This window comes from Paenibacillus alginolyticus DSM 5050 = NBRC 15375, from assembly GCF_000422905.1.
In the GTDB taxonomy this organism is placed as follows: Bacteria; Bacillota; Bacilli; order Paenibacillales; family NBRC-103111; genus Paenibacillus_E; species Paenibacillus_E alginolyticus.
On sequence record NZ_AUGY01000063.1, the window covers coordinates 22,697 to 38,481 of the forward strand.

General features: G+C 46.5%; 13 protein-coding genes. 3 read left to right on the plus strand and 10 right to left on the minus strand.

Annotated elements, in window-relative coordinates:
• The first annotated feature begins 28 nt into the window (after positions 1-28).
• Together G519_RS47790 and G519_RS0125105 are read left to right on the plus strand one after the other, a co-directional pair.
• Positions 29-4,264 carry a GGDEF domain-containing protein gene (locus G519_RS47790; RefSeq protein ID WP_051253673.1) on the plus strand — a complete coding sequence of 1,412 codons (4,236 nt, stop codon included), beginning with the start codon at positions 29-31 and terminating at the stop codon, positions 4,262-4,264.
• A gap of 290 nt (positions 4,265-4,554) precedes the next feature.
• Complete coding sequence (locus tag G519_RS0125105) at positions 4,555-5,217, plus strand: class I SAM-dependent methyltransferase (protein ID WP_029197031.1); 663 nt, start codon at positions 4,555-4,557, stop codon at positions 5,215-5,217.
• Positions 5,218-5,300: 83 nt separating this feature from the next.
• On the opposite strand, the gene groL is transcribed toward G519_RS0125105, so the two are convergent.
• The 10 genes from groL to G519_RS0125155 all read right to left on the minus strand — a co-directional run bounded on the left by groL (position 5,301) and on the right by G519_RS0125155 (position 13,181).
• Positions 5,301-6,929: a chaperonin GroEL gene (groL, locus tag G519_RS0125110; protein ID WP_029197032.1), complete on the minus strand. Its 1,629-nt coding sequence runs from the start codon at positions 6,927-6,929 to the stop codon at positions 5,301-5,303.
• 93 nt (positions 6,930-7,022) lie between these two features.
• Positions 7,023-7,304: a co-chaperone GroES gene (gene groES, locus G519_RS0125115; protein WP_028553854.1), complete on the minus strand. Its 282-nt coding sequence runs from the start codon at positions 7,302-7,304 to the stop codon at positions 7,023-7,025.
• A gap of 229 nt (positions 7,305-7,533) precedes the next feature.
• Entirely contained in the window at positions 7,534-8,292 is a 759-nt protein-coding gene (gene tatC / locus G519_RS0125120; protein ID WP_029197033.1) for a twin-arginine translocase subunit TatC, read from the minus strand.
• A 70-nt stretch (positions 8,293-8,362) separates the two neighbouring features.
• Positions 8,363-9,085 carry a twin-arginine translocase TatA/TatE family subunit gene (gene tatA, locus G519_RS53095; RefSeq protein WP_279626878.1) on the minus strand — a complete coding sequence of 241 codons (723 nt, stop codon included), beginning with the start codon at positions 9,083-9,085 and terminating at the stop codon, positions 8,363-8,365.
• A gap of 412 nt (positions 9,086-9,497) precedes the next feature.
• Positions 9,498-10,508 carry a molybdopterin-binding protein gene (locus tag G519_RS0125130; RefSeq protein WP_029197034.1) on the minus strand — a complete coding sequence of 337 codons (1,011 nt, stop codon included), beginning with the start codon at positions 10,506-10,508 and terminating at the stop codon, positions 9,498-9,500.
• 2 nt (positions 10,509-10,510) lie between these two features.
• Entirely contained in the window at positions 10,511-11,002 is a 492-nt protein-coding gene (locus G519_RS0125135; protein WP_029197035.1) for a MogA/MoaB family molybdenum cofactor biosynthesis protein, read from the minus strand.
• 111 nt (positions 11,003-11,113) lie between these two features.
• The gene (gene moaC, locus G519_RS0125140; RefSeq protein WP_036633746.1) at positions 11,114-11,602 is read right to left on the minus strand and encodes a cyclic pyranopterin monophosphate synthase MoaC; all 489 of its coding nucleotides are present in this window, start codon (positions 11,600-11,602) and stop codon (positions 11,114-11,116) included.
• A gap of 16 nt (positions 11,603-11,618) precedes the next feature.
• Positions 11,619-12,248: a 5-formyltetrahydrofolate cyclo-ligase gene (locus tag G519_RS0125145; protein ID WP_029197037.1), complete on the minus strand. Its 630-nt coding sequence runs from the start codon at positions 12,246-12,248 to the stop codon at positions 11,619-11,621.
• Between the two features lie 65 nt (positions 12,249-12,313).
• On the minus strand, positions 12,314-12,808 hold the full coding sequence (locus tag G519_RS0125150) for an endonuclease/exonuclease/phosphatase family protein (protein ID WP_029197038.1): 495 nt from the start codon (positions 12,806-12,808) through the stop codon (positions 12,314-12,316).
• Positions 12,780-13,181 carry an endonuclease/exonuclease/phosphatase family protein gene (locus tag G519_RS0125155; protein WP_029197039.1) on the minus strand — a complete coding sequence of 134 codons (402 nt, stop codon included), beginning with the start codon at positions 13,179-13,181 and terminating at the stop codon, positions 12,780-12,782. The genes G519_RS0125150 and G519_RS0125155 overlap by 29 nt, the downstream gene beginning before the upstream one ends.
• A 151-nt stretch (positions 13,182-13,332) precedes the next feature.
• Here G519_RS0125155 and G519_RS0125160 point away from each other — a divergent pair, with 151 nt between their 5' ends.
• Positions 13,333-15,282 (plus strand): ABC-F family ATP-binding cassette domain-containing protein, encoded by a 1,950-nt coding sequence (locus tag G519_RS0125160; protein WP_029197040.1) that lies wholly within the window; start codon positions 13,333-13,335, stop codon positions 15,280-15,282.
• The last annotated feature ends 503 nt before the right edge of the window (positions 15,283-15,785 follow it).

The window sequence follows — 15,785 nt, forward strand, 5'->3', positions numbered from 1 at the left end:
TTCCCATACCTTAGAAGGAGGAGGGAGTATGATGAATCATACAACTCAAAACACGAATTCCGACTTTCGGCATTTAACATACTCTCATGCCCCTGGTTATTCTGAGATGCATCTTCATCATAAGCTTTGGAATTATTTCCACGAAAAACAAATCGAGAATCGTTTGCTTTCTTGGGCCAAAGCCGCAAAAGGAGATTATTTCCGACAGCCGCTGAATTGGAATTTTGCCGAGAGCAATCTTGTCGTTCAGCTTTCTCCATTATCAGAAGGCTATTTGCCGTTTTCACATATTGAAAAAGCTGCATTAAGCGATGAATCCAAAGGTAAATTGCTGATCTCCATTTGTAGAGCGCTTTCCATTTTGCACGAAGAGCAGTTTTATATGGGCTTTTTGCTGCCAGAGCAGCTTTTTTTCAATCCGCAAACGTTAGGCATTATTATCGATGTCCAGCCATTCCCTTCTGCTATCGAATTTATTAATCATTTATTGACGGACTTTTCATTCTCTTCATTTCCACGTTATGCACGGCGATTTCTGCTTTCCAGAGCTGCTGATTTCGAAGCTATCCATCTACTGATTCATACGATATATGGCTCCGACTCCGTGCCTAATAACCTGCTGCAATTATCAGAACGTCTGCGTTCTGAACCAGAAACTATGTTATTCGCTGATGAAATTGCCGATATCATTCGAGCAGCCTTTCAACTGCCTGAGCAGTTGCAACCGCTTATTTCCCATAGTAGCCCCAACTGGCTGCACCCTGCCGCCGCGCCAATTACGCAAGAACATCAAAAGCATTTTCGTTATTTTTTACAATCAAATGAGAAGCGTTTATTAGGGCTCGTTTGTGAGGATGAGGCTATTCGATTTGATGTTTATACGCAGCATGTCAATGAGATGTTAGAAAGAGGCTATTTCTTCAAAATTGTCTCCCAAGGACTTCCTTATTCAACTTTGCGTGAAGTGGTCTCCAGAACCTTACATCTTGGCTTTGGCTTATTTCCAGAATCAATCACCATGCTGCGGAATCTTTCTCGTAAATTTGACCAGCTTCTCAAAAAGCACTATGAAGGCGACGATATCCTTTATTTGCTAACGGAGTGGTTGTATCAATTTTTCTGTTCCATTATCCCGATGTTCCCTGTTCAAAATCTTTTTTACATTTTTGAAAACAGCGAACACTTTGATGAAGATTCCCAGCTCATTTTCCTTAACTTCTGGAGAGAACATGGTCATGAAATGACCGGCTTGCATGTTATTTTCAGCGGCAGCCAGACACCTTCACAATTCACTAGCTTATCCTTTCAAACACTTGAAATTCATCATGCGGACCAGGCGATTTATGAACAGCTGTTGTCTTCACAATTGGGACGAGCTGATTCCACGTTACTATCCGAATTAAAAAATTGGTTTTATGAGCACAAGATCAACTTTAGCCATTGCCGCATCATTCTGCAGGAGCTCATTCAATCTGGAAGTATTCATCTCACTAACAAGGGCTGGCACAAAACAACAACATTTCATCTTGATGATGCAAAGCTCCAATCTCTTCCCTTGTTTTCTAAGCGAATCTCCGTTTTGAACAATGAGGAACTGGAGCTGCTGCGGCTTTTATGCTGTTTGCCAATGCCAATAAGCGTGTTTTCCCTATTTAAGGCTAATGAAGCGGATTTAGGAAACATCCTGTCTTCGGTTACGAAGCTGGCAGAGCTTGGCCTTGTTCATGTCAGTCACAATGATAGTTTATTTATCTCAACTGAAATTACCGAATTGGTCTTGCAACAGCTGCCAGCCGTTCAACAAATGTCTTACTACCAAACAGCACTGATTTACCAGCATCAATTCCGTCCAGTTGGTTTACCTCAACTTATTTCACTATCCAGCCAAGCGAGTGAGTTTAAAGTAGAATATTATTTGCTTTTAAAATATTATAAACAGATCCGTTCCCTCCTCTCTTATGAACAAAAGGTTGAATTATTAGAACGCATCAAATATTTATATGAAAAATTAGAACGGCCTTATCTCATTTTCCTAGACAGGCTGCTAAGTAGAATGTATCTTCTGCTTAACCAATTTGCTCTTTCCGAACAATTAGCTCTAGCGGTATATGAACGAACAGGCCAAATCACCGATCGTTTCGAGTGGATGTATATCCGCATTATTCAAAATGATTTGGATGTTTATATTTTACGTGAGCAACTGTTCCCCTTTATTTTCGATGAAAGTCAGGCATTAGAAGACCGGGTACGAGCTGCATTTCTACTCAATACCAGCAATCTCTGTTTCCCTCTATTGGATGATGAGGTGCGTAAGCTTCATGTCTTCTATACCGAGGTCGTCTATCCAAAGAGAAATTTGCTTTCACTTCGCCATTTTGCGGAGATTACGAACTATTATACGATTAATATGCTGATTCATTTTCCTGAAACCGAGGAGTGGGCTTTATCCATTGCAGCTAAGTTAGAACCGCTTCTGCAAACATCACCTCATACGGACCTCATGCTCCGTCTTTATGATTTATATTCCTACCAGAGCAACAATAAACTGATCAATACGTATGTATATCGCGGGATTGAAGGTGCCAAGCGCTCTGGCTACACGACGAAGGAACAAGTAGGCCATCTGAATGCTATGGAGTTCTCTTTAAATCAAGGAGACTTGGCCAGCTACTACTATCACAAAGAACGTGTCCTGCAGGTTGACGAATTGCGGCGCAAGGATTTGGCCGAGACATATTTAACGAATCAGTTGTTATATGCACTTGAATGGGACCAGTGGGAACTGTTTCAGGAATTGGAAGCCCTCCTGTTCGAGCAGCAAATCACAGAGTCGAGTATGGCTTTATTATCTGTTTTTCAAGGTTATGTCGCTTTCCGTCAAAATCAACCTATCCTCGTCCCGGGCTTCTTGAAATTTGAGAACACGTCGTTCTTCTTGGACGCGCTGTTTCAAACTAGAGAAGGAAATTTGGAACTAGCCTGCAAGCTTTTTGAACAATTTATTTCGAAAAATAACTCAGGGATGTATGCTGGCTGGGCTTACCGAGAATTGCTTACGCTCCTGTTAGCGCTTCGCTCGGAGAATATGGGGATTTGGTTCGAAAACTTTGAAGCTTATCTCAAACGATGTTCTTTTGACATCTTTTGGCCAGATTATTTTAGACTTTCAGCGGAGAGGTCCATCTATGAGGGCGATGTTCAAAATGCGATGCTGTATTTGCGGCGGGCATTAAATGGTTATCAAATTATTCAAAAGGAAACTTGGCTCCCCTACTTAACCGATTGCATGGAACGGGTAATTCGGCCCACCTTTGCCCCGGCATCACCTGCGATTATGCAGGATGATTTTGTTCAAAAAATGATTGCCGACCGAGAGCAATGGTTGCTCCTCTCCTTGGATTTACAAATCATCATCGAGCTCAGTGAACAGGTTACCGAAACTTTGGATCTAATGACAACCATGCAGAGGTTGACCAAGGCACTTTTTGACTACTTTCCAGTCATTCAACTCGCCATCACCTACACATTGCTGCATTATAAACAAAAGGTTTTCGTGACAGCTTCCGGACTAAGAGACCACGATGAATTGGTTGCTTATCAAACCCGAAGTGAAGATAGCTGGGCCCACACTTTCACTCTCTTTCAGCGAGGGGATCAAGCTATTACGCTCCAGGTTTATGTAGATGGCATGACCAAAACAAAGCTGCAGCATATGGAGCATTTTCTTTCTTTCATCAAACCGCATATTATCAATGTTCTCTTGCATAGAGAGATGGTGATTGATAACCTGACCGGCTTTTATTTACGCGGTTATTTCATGGAAAAGCTGAGGGAAGAATTCGATCTCTCTAGACGCTATAACCTCGACTTATCCGTGATCATGATCGATGTGGATAATTTCCGCAAGGTCAATGAGTTTGGACACCCGGAAGGGGACCGAGTTTTACGAGAAATCGCAGATATTTTCCGGTTTCATTTAAGAAAGAGCGATATCGCTGGACGATATGGCGGCGAGGAGCTTATTCTCATTTTACCTAAAACGGATGGAAAGGAAGCACTCAAGATTGCCCATCAGCTGAGAGCGGAAATTGAGAGAGAATTTGCCTTCGGGCGCCCTTACCAAATCACCGTCAGTGTGGGCGTATCTTCCCTAGAGCTCTGCAGTCCAACTTCGATTGAGGAATTGATTGAACAGGCTGATACGGCGGAGATTACTGCGAAGCAGACCGGGAAGAACAAGGTTGTTGCTGCTTGGGATTTTTAATGTTATGAAAAAGTTTGAGAATATCGAAACCGACAATAAGTTACTTGAAACGATCCAGACCACAACCTTCACAATAAGCCCATAAGGGCTTTTTTTATGTTAATAAGATCGTGCTTCAATAAAGTCATCATGGAGCGCCGACGAAAAAGATCTGTGATTTGCTCTACTACTCCGTCTGAAGACGGAGCTGTATGTCATCCGCCGGATGGTTCAGACGCGCCGATCGATCCTATATAATGAAATCAATAAGATGCTGAAGAAATCGAGCTAATTTTAAAGGAGATATGTTTATGATGAAAACCATGCGAAAAACCAAGGATGTCGGCATTTATGGCTTAACTGCAAAGTGGTATGATAAGAATTCTCGCAAAAGTCGAATGACTCAAATGCAAACCTATGCGAATGAAGTTGCATCTTTTGTCGGCAAACGTGCACATATTTTGGAAGTTGCTCCAGGCCCGGGTTATTTGTCGATTGAACTCGCCAAGAAAGGGTTTAACGTTACAGGAGTTGAAATAAGCCCAGACTTTGTGAAAATTGAAAAAGACAATGCGAAAGAAGCAAATGTTTCAGTTGATTTTAAAGAGGGTAACGCATCCCATCTACCCTGTGAAGATAGCTTTTTTGATTCTATTATTTGCAGTGCTGCATTCAAGAACTTTAAGGACCCCGTAAAGGCGCTAAGTGAAATGTATCGAGTGCTGAAAGAGGGCGGAACCTCCCTAATCATCGACATGAATTATGAGGCAACATCTGAAGATATTAACAATGAGATTAGACAGACAGGAATGAAAGGATTTGACAAGCATTTTGTGAAATTTGCATTCAAAACTTTCCTAAAACAAGGTGCTTACACGAAAGAAGATTTTGAGTCTCTTTTAAAAGAAACCCCTTTTAAGAACTACAAGATCAAAAAAGAGGGCATTAGTTTATTTGTCTATCTTTATAAATAGATGGTTCCTTTACCAAACCGAAAAAGAAAGAGGCCTCCCATAAGTTCGGTGAACTCATGAGAAGCCTCTATTTTGGGTACGACTTACATCATGCCGCCCATTCCACCCATGCCGCCCATATCAGGCATGCCTGGTTTGTCTTTTTCTGGTTTGTCAGCGATGACCGCTTCAGTTGTCAAGAACATTGCTGCTACGGATGCTGCGTTTTGCAGTGCGGAACGAGTTACTTTAGCAGGGTCAACGATACCTGCTTCGAACATGTTCACCCATTGGCCAGTTGCTGCGTTGTAGCCGATGCCTACTTTTTCGTTCTTGAGGCGCTCAACGATTACGGAGCCTTCTTGACCAGCGTTAGCTGCGATTGTGCGAACTGGCTCTTCTAGGGAGCGCAGGATGATGTTAACGCCTGTTTGCTCGTCGCCAACAGCTACTACCTTAGCTACTGCGTTGTACACGTTAACCAGGGCTGTACCACCGCCAGAAACGATACCTTCTTCAACAGCTGCACGAGTTGCGTTCAGAGCATCTTCGATACGAAGTTTGCGCTCTTTCAGCTCAGTTTCAGTTGCTGCGCCAACTTTGATAACAGCTACGCCGCCAGAAAGTTTAGCCAAACGCTCTTGCAATTTTTCTTTATCGAAATCGGAAGTTGTTTCTTCCAATTGTGCGCGAATTTGAGTAACACGTGCTGCGATGTCTTTTTTGTCGCCAGCGCCATCAACGATGATTGTGTTCTCTTTGGTTACGCGGATTTGACGCGCGCTACCCAATTGCTCAGGACGCGTGGATTTCAGATCCAATCCAAGCTCTTCTGTAATCACTTGACCACCAGTTAGAGCAGCGATATCGCCAAGCATAGCTTTACGACGGTCACCGAAACCAGGAGCTTTAACAGCTACGCAAGTGAATGTTCCACGAAGTCTGTTCACAACAAGCGTTGCTTGTGCTTCGCCTTCAACATCTTCAGCAATGATCAGAAGTTGTTTACCGGATTGAACCACTTTTTCAAGAACAGGCAAGATTTCTTGGATGTTCGAGATTTTTTTGTCAGTGATCAGGATGTATGGGTTGTCAAGGACAGCTTCCATTTTATCCGTGTCAGTGATCATGTATGGGGAAGTGTAACCACGGTCGAATTGCATACCTTCTACAACTTCAAGTTCAGTCAAGAAACCTTTGGATTCTTCAACTGTGATAACACCGTCTTTACCTACTTTTTCCATAGCTTCAGCGATCAATTCGCCTACTTCTTCGTCAGCAGCAGAGATTGCTGCTACTTGTGCGATGGATTGTTTGCCTTCGATTGGCTTAGCGATAGCTTGAAGCTCTTCTACAGCCGCTTTAACAGCTTTCTCGATACCTTTGCGGATAACCATTGGGTTAGCGCCTGCCGTTACGTTTTTCAGACCTTCGCGGATCATAGCTTGTGCTAGAACCGTTGCAGTTGTTGTACCGTCACCAGCAACATCGTTTGTTTTGGTAGCAACTTCTTTAACAAGTTGTGCTCCCATGTTTTCGAAAGCATCTTCAAGCTCGATTTCTTTCGCGATCGTAACACCGTCATTTGTGATCAACGGGCTGCCGAATTTTTTCTCAAGAACAACGTTACGGCCTTTAGGACCGAGGGTTACTTTTACAGCATTAGCTAAAGCATCTACCCCACGAAGCATCGCGCGGCGTGCGTCTTCACTGAACTTAATTTCTTTTGCCATGATAGGAAACCTCCTCTAATTTAAAACCTGTACATAGTAAGTAGTTTTACGGAAAAACTAAGTAAACGCAGTGCCGATCTATATCCTGCTAAATTAGGCTAATACAGCGAGAATGTCGCTTTCGCGCAAGATCAACAGTTCGCGGCCTTCGTATTTCACTTCAGTTCCAGCGTATTTGGAGAAAATGATGCGGTCGCCTTCGCTTACTTCAAGCGGAACACGAACGCCATCTTTCAACGCGCCTGCGCCTACAGCTACAACTTTACCTTCTTGTGGTTTTTCTTTAGCTGTATCTGGCAGCACGATGCCACTTGCTGTAGTCTCCTCTTTCGCAACGGCTTCAATGATTACTCGATCACCTAACGGTCTGATCATGGAAAAATAGCCTCCTTTAGAAAATTGGTATTGGGTGTATTCGGTTATTAGCACTCGAATGTGTTTAGTGCTAACAACAATTCTTATGATACTCATTCTGGGAGTAATTTGCAAGTCCTTTTACACATTTTTCATTCTTTCAGGCACCCCCCTCATTCTACCCAAATGAAAAACAAATATTCGCTTAAAAAAAAGAAAAACAGCCTGCACCTTATTGCAGACTGTTTTATTATTTAGGACCGAACTCGCGCTCCCATTCAGCATCCTTCGCCAACTGTTTACGATAAATAAATCCCGACATAAATACGCTAAATTCATACAAAATAATAAGCGGCAAAGCCACTAAGATAGCCGATATCGCATCTGGCGGCGTGATAACCGTAGATAAAATAACGAGCAGCATGTAGGCATATCTTCTGAACTTGTGCAGACGCTTAGGATTCAAAAGACGAATCTTCGTGAGGAACATCACGACAATAGGCATTTCAAACGTAATGGCTAGCGGAAGAATAATGTTGAACATGAATGTAAAATATTGCGCCGCGCCATACATCTCCGTGATATCGAGACTATGGCTAATGGAGGAAGTAAAGTAAAAAGCCATCGGAAAAACAACCCAATAACCGAAGGAAAGACCTACCAAAAAGAGCAAAAACGCATAAGGAATATAAATAATCGAAGCCTTCTGCTCAGCCTCACGCAAGCCTGGCTTAACAAACGCCCATATATGATAAAGAATAACCGGGAGGGTAATCAGAATCCCTACGGCCAATCCAAAATTCATATATAAGCGCAGGGCATCCCACGGGGAAAAAACGTTCCAACTGATGCTATTAGCAGGAGGAATGTTTTTGAGGTAACGAATAATCGGCCTCGCGCTGATTAGTCCGCCTACCATCCCTATGACCAGGACAGCCAGTACCCACATGATTCGTTTGCGCAGCTCACCAAGGTGCTCTACGAGTGACATTTCTTCGTTCGTTGTCATATTTCACCAACCTGATCTAGTGGATCAAACCTATACGGCTGAAGCACTTGTTATGCTGAAAAGAAAGCGGCTAGTCCGGTAGACGCCGCGCGTTGCTTGACGGCGCTGCGGGCACTGCCGATGAGGCAGGTGTTGCGTTCGGTCGAGCTGGTGCCGTCTGCGTGACCGACGGTGCGTTCACAGCGGGCACTGCTGCCGACGGGGCAGGTGCTGCGTGCGTCTGCGCGGGTGTTGCCGGCGTGACCGACGGTGCTTCCACAGCGGAGACTACTGCCGAAGAGGCAGATGTCGCGTCTGTTGGGATTGTTGCAGCAGTTGCAGCAAACACAGCAGACGCTTCAGTTGATGCGGCATGGGCCGATGCCTGCTCGGGCTGGACAATCTCATGGACAGCATCATGTTCAGCAGTAGCGGAAGAGCCTGACTCCGCTACTTCTGGTGTGGCTGGAACTGATTCGACAGCCGATTTGACTAATGAGGGAGCTGCGGTAACAAACTCCACTGCCGCTCTCTTGGAAATAGCACCTGCTTCGACAGGGTCTGACGAGGCTGCTTCACCTTGAGTCGAAACCTGCGGAGCAGGTTTGACCTCGGCAACCGGCTTCGGTGCCGCCGTTTCTTCAGACTCATCATTCAGCAGGGCGTGAGCGCCTTTCTTAAAATCCCTGATCGTGCGCCCTAGCACGCGGCCAATTTCGGGCAGCTTCTGCGGTCCAAATAGGACAAGAGCAACGACTGCTATTAACAAGAGTTCGGTGAAACCGATATTTTGAAACATGGACTTCATCTCCATTATTTGTTGCGACTTCATCTAAACCGTATAACAAATTATCAAACGCTGAAATCGGCAACGAAATCTCCTAGTGGGTGGTAACTGCGGTCAACACCTTCACTATAGTCACACACTTTTGCATTAGCTGCAAAAAGTGCAGTTATTTTGCTACTTTTCACCTCTACGGCCCACTTTACCTGCATTTTGTACATCAAAATCAGCTAAAAACAGCCAATATACCGCCAAAGCGCCAAAAAAGATGTACATTTTGCAGCAAATTGCTAGATACGAAACAAATTCATCCAATTACCTGCACAAAATGCAGCTAAATGTTTGAATGTGCTCTAACAAGCAAAATCAACTTTGTAAGCCATGCAACAAATCACACAATAAATTCAAACAAGCTTAACTTGCAGGATTTCATCGACTACCACTAACACTGATAAAAGCCACCATAGCCCATCTCCGTAATGTCGCTGCGCACGATAGTCTCGCCCGCGCAAATCCGCGGGAGCAGCACATCAAAGGACGTGTACGGGTCATGCATCACGCAACCCGGCAAGCCCATGATCGGCACATCGCCCAGATAGGCGATCATCAGCATCGAGCCCGGCAGCATCGGCGTGCCGTAGCTGACCACACGGGCGCCGGCCATCTTGATCGCACCCGGTGTGCGATCGTCCGGGTCCACGGACATGCCGCCCGTGACCAAGACCAGATCCACGCCCAGCGCTAGCAGCGCGTGGATCTCACCCACTATCGCTTCGCTGTCGTCCGACACGAAGCGTTGGTCTACCACCTCGGAGCCGAGCTGCGCCAGCTTCTCCTTCACGACCGGGCCGAATTTATCCTTGATTCGGCCCTTGAAGACCTCGCTGCCCGTCGTAATCACGCCGACGCGCAGCTTGCGAAACGGCTTCACCTCAAGCAAGGTGAAGCCCATCTCACGTCGAGCGGCAGCCAGTCGCTCGACCTCTACAACCTTCGCTTCGTCCACAATCAGCGGGATTACCCGCGTGCCGACTAGCGAAGCGCCTGCCTGAACGACCGTGTTGCTGCGAATCGTCGACAACACGACCTCATCGATGGCGTTCACGCTGTCGACGAACGCCTTATCGATCTTGACCAAGCCGTGAATCGCCGATTTCACGTTCACTTTACCCTCGTGCGGCTCCGTCAGCAAGAGCCCATCTCCAGCTATGGCCTTCGCCATGCGCAGCGCAGCTTCATCCTCATGCAGGTAGCCAGGCTGCAGCTCCATCACATAGATATGCTCTTTGCCGATGCTCAGAAGCGCAGGAATATCGGCCTCAGTCACCTGATGACCTTTGCGAAACAGGCGCCCTTTGAACTCACCTGGCAAAATCTGAGTCAGATCATGCGGCAGAATCATGCCGATGGCATCCTCGACCTTGACCTCGCGCAGCATCGAGTCATGTTTAATACTCACCCATGGTCACCTTCTTTGCCTGTTAGAATCCCCAGCGCATGCGGAAGCTGATCGATGATCGCCATCAGATTCTCCTGCACGCCCTTGGGGCTGCCCGGCAAATTAATGATCAGCGTGCGTCCGCGAATGCCGGATACCGCTCTGGAAAGCATAGCTTTCCGAGTCTTTTGCATCGAAATCATTCGCATGGCTTCAGCAAAACCCGGTGCTACCCGATCAATCACATTGAGCGTTGCTTCCGGTGTCACATCTCGGGGGGCTAGTCCCGTTCCGCCAGTCGTTAAAATCAAATCTGCCTGATAATAATCCGTCATTTCTATTAATGAAGCCATAATTTCATCCATCTCATCCGGAACGACCCGGTATTCGATGATCTCGCCTTGAATTTCCTCTTCAATCAGCTCGCGGATTACCTGAGCGCTAGTGTCTTCTCGTTCTCCTCGGTAACCGCGGTCACTGGCTGTCAAAATCGCAACTTTCCAGTGCATCCTTCGTCACCTCTCCCTTGTTAACTGAATGAGATAACCCCACTAACCTGAGTGATCGTCGACTTTCTTTTCCATGAAAAAAACTGCTTTATCTGTCAAGTCGCGTCACTGTCAACTATCTTGTCTGTGAAAATCCCCGTTTTTGCCGCCTGTTTTGTGGACAAGCAGCGTAGAGCTGATAATCATATCCTTCTCAACTGCTTTGCACATGTCGTAGACGGTTAGCGCGGCGGCGGATACGGCAGTTAAAGCCTCCATCTCAACGCCAGTCGGACCCGTCGTCCGGACAGTTGCTTCTATGTATAGTTCATTGTTGCCATTATCAGCAAACTGAATATCAATGCCCGTCAGCGCAATCGGATGGCACATTGGAATCCAGTCTGACGTTTTTTTGGCGGCCATGATGCCAGCCACTTGCGCAACGGCGAGGACGTCGCCTTTTTTCATTTTACCCTGCTTAATTAAATCGAGCGTCTCGCTCTTCATCATTAAAGTGGAACGTGCGGTAGCCGTACGCTTCGTCTCGGTTTTGTCCGAAATGTCGACCATTCGTGCTCGTCCCTGCTCATTAAAATGGGTTAATGGAGAAAAATCGGGCAAAGCACTCACCTCTATTTTAGGATTCTGATTTGAAGACCATTTTGCTCTCGGTGACGATCCCGTCAACTCGGAAATCATGCCAGGAAGAAGGAACCGCTGGAATCAATTGATTATCAAAAGCGGCTGCAACCGCAAATGGTCTCTTAAGCCCGCGCGCAGCAAATAGCTGCATGAAGCGATCATAAAAACCGCCTCCATACCCAAGTCTTCCGAAATCCAAATCAAAAGCAAGCCCTGGCACTAAGATCATAGATAGGGTGGACAAATCGTGCTCAATCGGCACCTCGCTGCGAGGTTCTCTGATGCCATATGCCCCGCTTTCCACATCTTCATAGCTGCTTATGATATGCAAATTCATCGTCTTCGTATCTGCTACAACCTTCGGCACAAGCACACGAATTCCCTGCTGCCAACACCATTCCATCAGAGGGGCAACATCCGGCTCAGACCGAAAAGGCATATAACTCATGATCGCAGGCGGAGCGGAGGTTTCATTCTGTCCATGTCCAAGAAGCCTATCGCTGCATAGTTTTATCAATCTTTCATTTATGCGCTGCTGCTTCACTTCACGTTCTTCATTCATGATGGAGGAGCGCAGTTCTTCCATTTCTTTGCGTAATTCGATTTTCCGCTCTCGGATGTTCATACTAGCTTCAGCCCTTCCCTAACGAGGAGTGGTTTCCCCCATTTTAACATAAACAAGGAAAAAAACTATACTCGCACCGAAGACCCCAGCCGAATGAGCGTTATTACGGGAAAATGGTCCGAGAATATCGTCGGAATCGCCCATGAAGATTGGACATTCTTCCTATTTGTAAAGATGTAATCGATCCTTTTTCCATCCACAAATGTCGATTTCACATCAGCTCGTAATGGCACATTCGTGAGCTGTGTTGGTTCTATTTTGAACGGAAAAGAGTCTAATTCCATATTAAAATCCCCCGCGACAATAAGCGGGTCATCGTAGTTTGCTACCTTTTCTGAAATACGAGCAAGTTGAACGCTTCGATCCTCTTTGGAAAGACCCAAATGTGTGTCGGCTATTCGAACGTGTTCAGAACCAACCTTGATTTTTACCTCTAACATGCTTCTAGTTTCCTTATTCCCAGGAAGCAGCGTATAGCTGCTGTCCTCAATTGGATATCGGCTGAGAATCGCATTGCCATATTGCCCGACTTTATATGTGAGACTTTGGTCTCCGACCAAAGATCCCTATATTAGGTGCAAAACGCATCTCCATCCCAAGCAGCTCGGCCAGTTCCTTTGCTTGATCCACATACCCGCTGCGCCAGCGGTACCGATCCACTTCTTGCAAGGCGATGACGTCGGCTTTGGCATTTTGAATGAGATCAGCAATACGTTGTATATTTACTCTACCATCTAAACCTTCACCGTGGTGGATATTAAACGTCATAATCGTGAATGCTGCTGGGGAAGTGGTTGAACTAGACGCGGGAATTGCAGATATCGCATGGCTCCCAATGTCTGATGAGCTTGATACTCCTTGACACAGACATATCAACAGAAGCAGGGGCAAGAACGGATACCCTATATGCTTAGCATGCCTCAAAAGTACCATTTACCCATCCCCCACCCATTCTCATTTATGCAAAATTAAGCATACGATGCCCTCGCGCATGGTGTATACTAGTGAATTGATGGGATTTATAAGAGAGCGAAAGGACGGGCTAGATCAAGTCCTTTCATTAATAAGCAGGAGGTAGCAGAAGATGCTATTACAGGTTTCAAACATTTCCAAAAGCTATGGGGTACGCTCCGTACTCTCCAATATAACGCTACAGATCGAAAACAGGGAACGGATCGGTTTAGTTGGCGTGAATGGCGCCGGTAAATCGACGCTGCTCCAAATTATTGCCGGCGAAATGTCCTATGACAGCGGCGACTTATTCAAGGCGAAAGAAACGAAAATAGGTTACTTGAAGCAGAATAGCGGACTGCAAACGGACAAGTCGATCTGGAACGAGCTGCTCAGCGTGTTTACTTCCTTGCTGGAGACAGAGCGAGAACTTCGTGAACTTGAAGCATTAATGGCTGACCCTGATCTAATCTCGGACGAAAAAAAGTACGAAACCACGATGAATCGTTACGCTCAGCGCTCCGAATGGTTCCGTGAACATGGGGGCTATGAAATTGAAGCGAAAATCCGTGGCATTTTGCACGGGATGGGCTTCGGCCAGTTTCCTCCGGACACGTTAGTCAAAACGCTCAGTGGCGGTCAAAAAACAAGACTTGCCCTTGCTAAAATGCTGCTCGAAGAACCTGATCTGCTTATGCTCGATGAGCCGACGAACCATTTGGACATTCCGACGCTAACTTGGCTCGAAGGTTATTTACGCGGCTATCCGGGCGCTATTCTGGTAGTATCTCATGACCGTTTTTTCCTAGATGCTTTGGTGACTTCTATTTATGAAATTGAGCGAAATGCTTCCAAACGATATACCGGGAACTACTCCCGATTCATCGAAATTAAAGAAGCTAATTATGAGATCGAAATGAAGCAATTCGAGAAACAGCAGGATGAAATTGCGAAGCTGGAGGATTTTGTTCAGCGCAATATTGTGCGTGCTTCGACGACGAAGAGAGCGCAGAGCCGCCGCAAACAGCTGGAAAAAATGGATCGACTCGATAAGCCGATGGGGGATTTGAAGCGGGCTTCGTTTTCTTTTGAAATCGAGCAGACCTCCGGCAAGGAAGTACTGCAAGTTGATCGTTTGGCGCTTTCCTATGATGGAAAGAACCGATTGCTCGATGGCGTCTCCTTCCAGCTTCGCCGTTCGGAAACCGCTGCACTCATTGGACCCAACGGTGTAGGGAAATCCACCTTGCTCAAAACATTAATTGGTCAGCACAAACAAGACGCAGGCACCTTCAAGTGGGGCGCTGGCGTCACGATTGGCTACTATGATCAGGAGCAAACTGGACTGACCCCGAGCAATAGCGTGCTTGAGGAAGTATGGAACACGTATCCTCATTTGGAGGAGGCACGGATTCGGACGGTGCTAGGAAGCTTTCTCTTTAGCGGCGAAGATGTTTTCAAAAAAGTTGCAGCCTTAAGCGGCGGGGAAAAAGCGCGCGTAGCCTTAGCCAAGCTGATGCTGCAAAAAGCGAATGTTTTGATCCTCGATGAGCCTACCAACCATTTGGATTTGTACAGCAAAGAGGTTTTGGAATCGGCATTGATGGATTACGAAGGCACTCTTCTCTTCATCTCCCATGACCGTTACTTCCTGAACAAGATGGCTGAAAGTATGCTGGATCTGCAGAAGGATGGGCTTACGAGCTATCTCGGCAACTACGACGATTATGTGGAGAAAAAGGCCGAACTCGCCGAGATGGAAGCGAAGCGGCTGGCCAAAGAAGCGGAGAAGAAAGCCGCTGGAGGCAGCGGCGCGCTTGGGAAGAGCGAACCCACGAGTGGCGGTGGGTATGAAGCGGACAAGCTGGCAAAGCGCGAAGAACGCAGCCGCCAGCGCAAGCTCGAGCAGCTTGAGCTCGACATTGCTCGGCTGGAAGACGAAGTGTCCGCCTTGGAGGCGGAGCTTGCTGACCCAGCTGTGTATAACAACTATGTGCTCGTTCAGGAGAAGACCGCTGCGGTTGATCAACGGAAGAGCGCGCTCGCTGCTTGTTATGAGGAGTGGGAGCTTTTGTTGGCTTGATAGGTTATCACTTAGCAGATCAATGCCTCGGAAGCGGGAATTTACTGGACTGAGAGCGCGAAATTGGACCTCTCGGGCTCCGTTCCGCTCGTGAGGCAGCCTGAGAGGATCTAAAACGACCTCTCAGCTGCTCAATTCCTCAAAGGCGGGGTTTTTCTTAGCTGAGAGCGCTGATTTCTACCTCTCAGACGCATTTCCGCTCGTGAGGCAGCCTGAGAGGATCTAAAACGACCTCTCAGCTGCTCATCTCTCAAAGGCGGGGTTTTTCTTAGCTGAGAGCGCTGATTTCTACCTCTCAGACGCATTTCCGCTCGTGAGGCAGCCTGAGAGGATCTAAAACGACCTCTCAGCTGCTCAATTCCTCAAAGGCGGGGTTTTTCTTAGCTGAGAGCGCTGATTTCGACCTCTCAGACGCATTTCCGCTCGTGAGCCAGCCTGAGAGGATCTAAATCGACCTCTCAGCTGGTCAATGCCTCCGTGGCGGGTTTTTCTGAGCTGAGAGC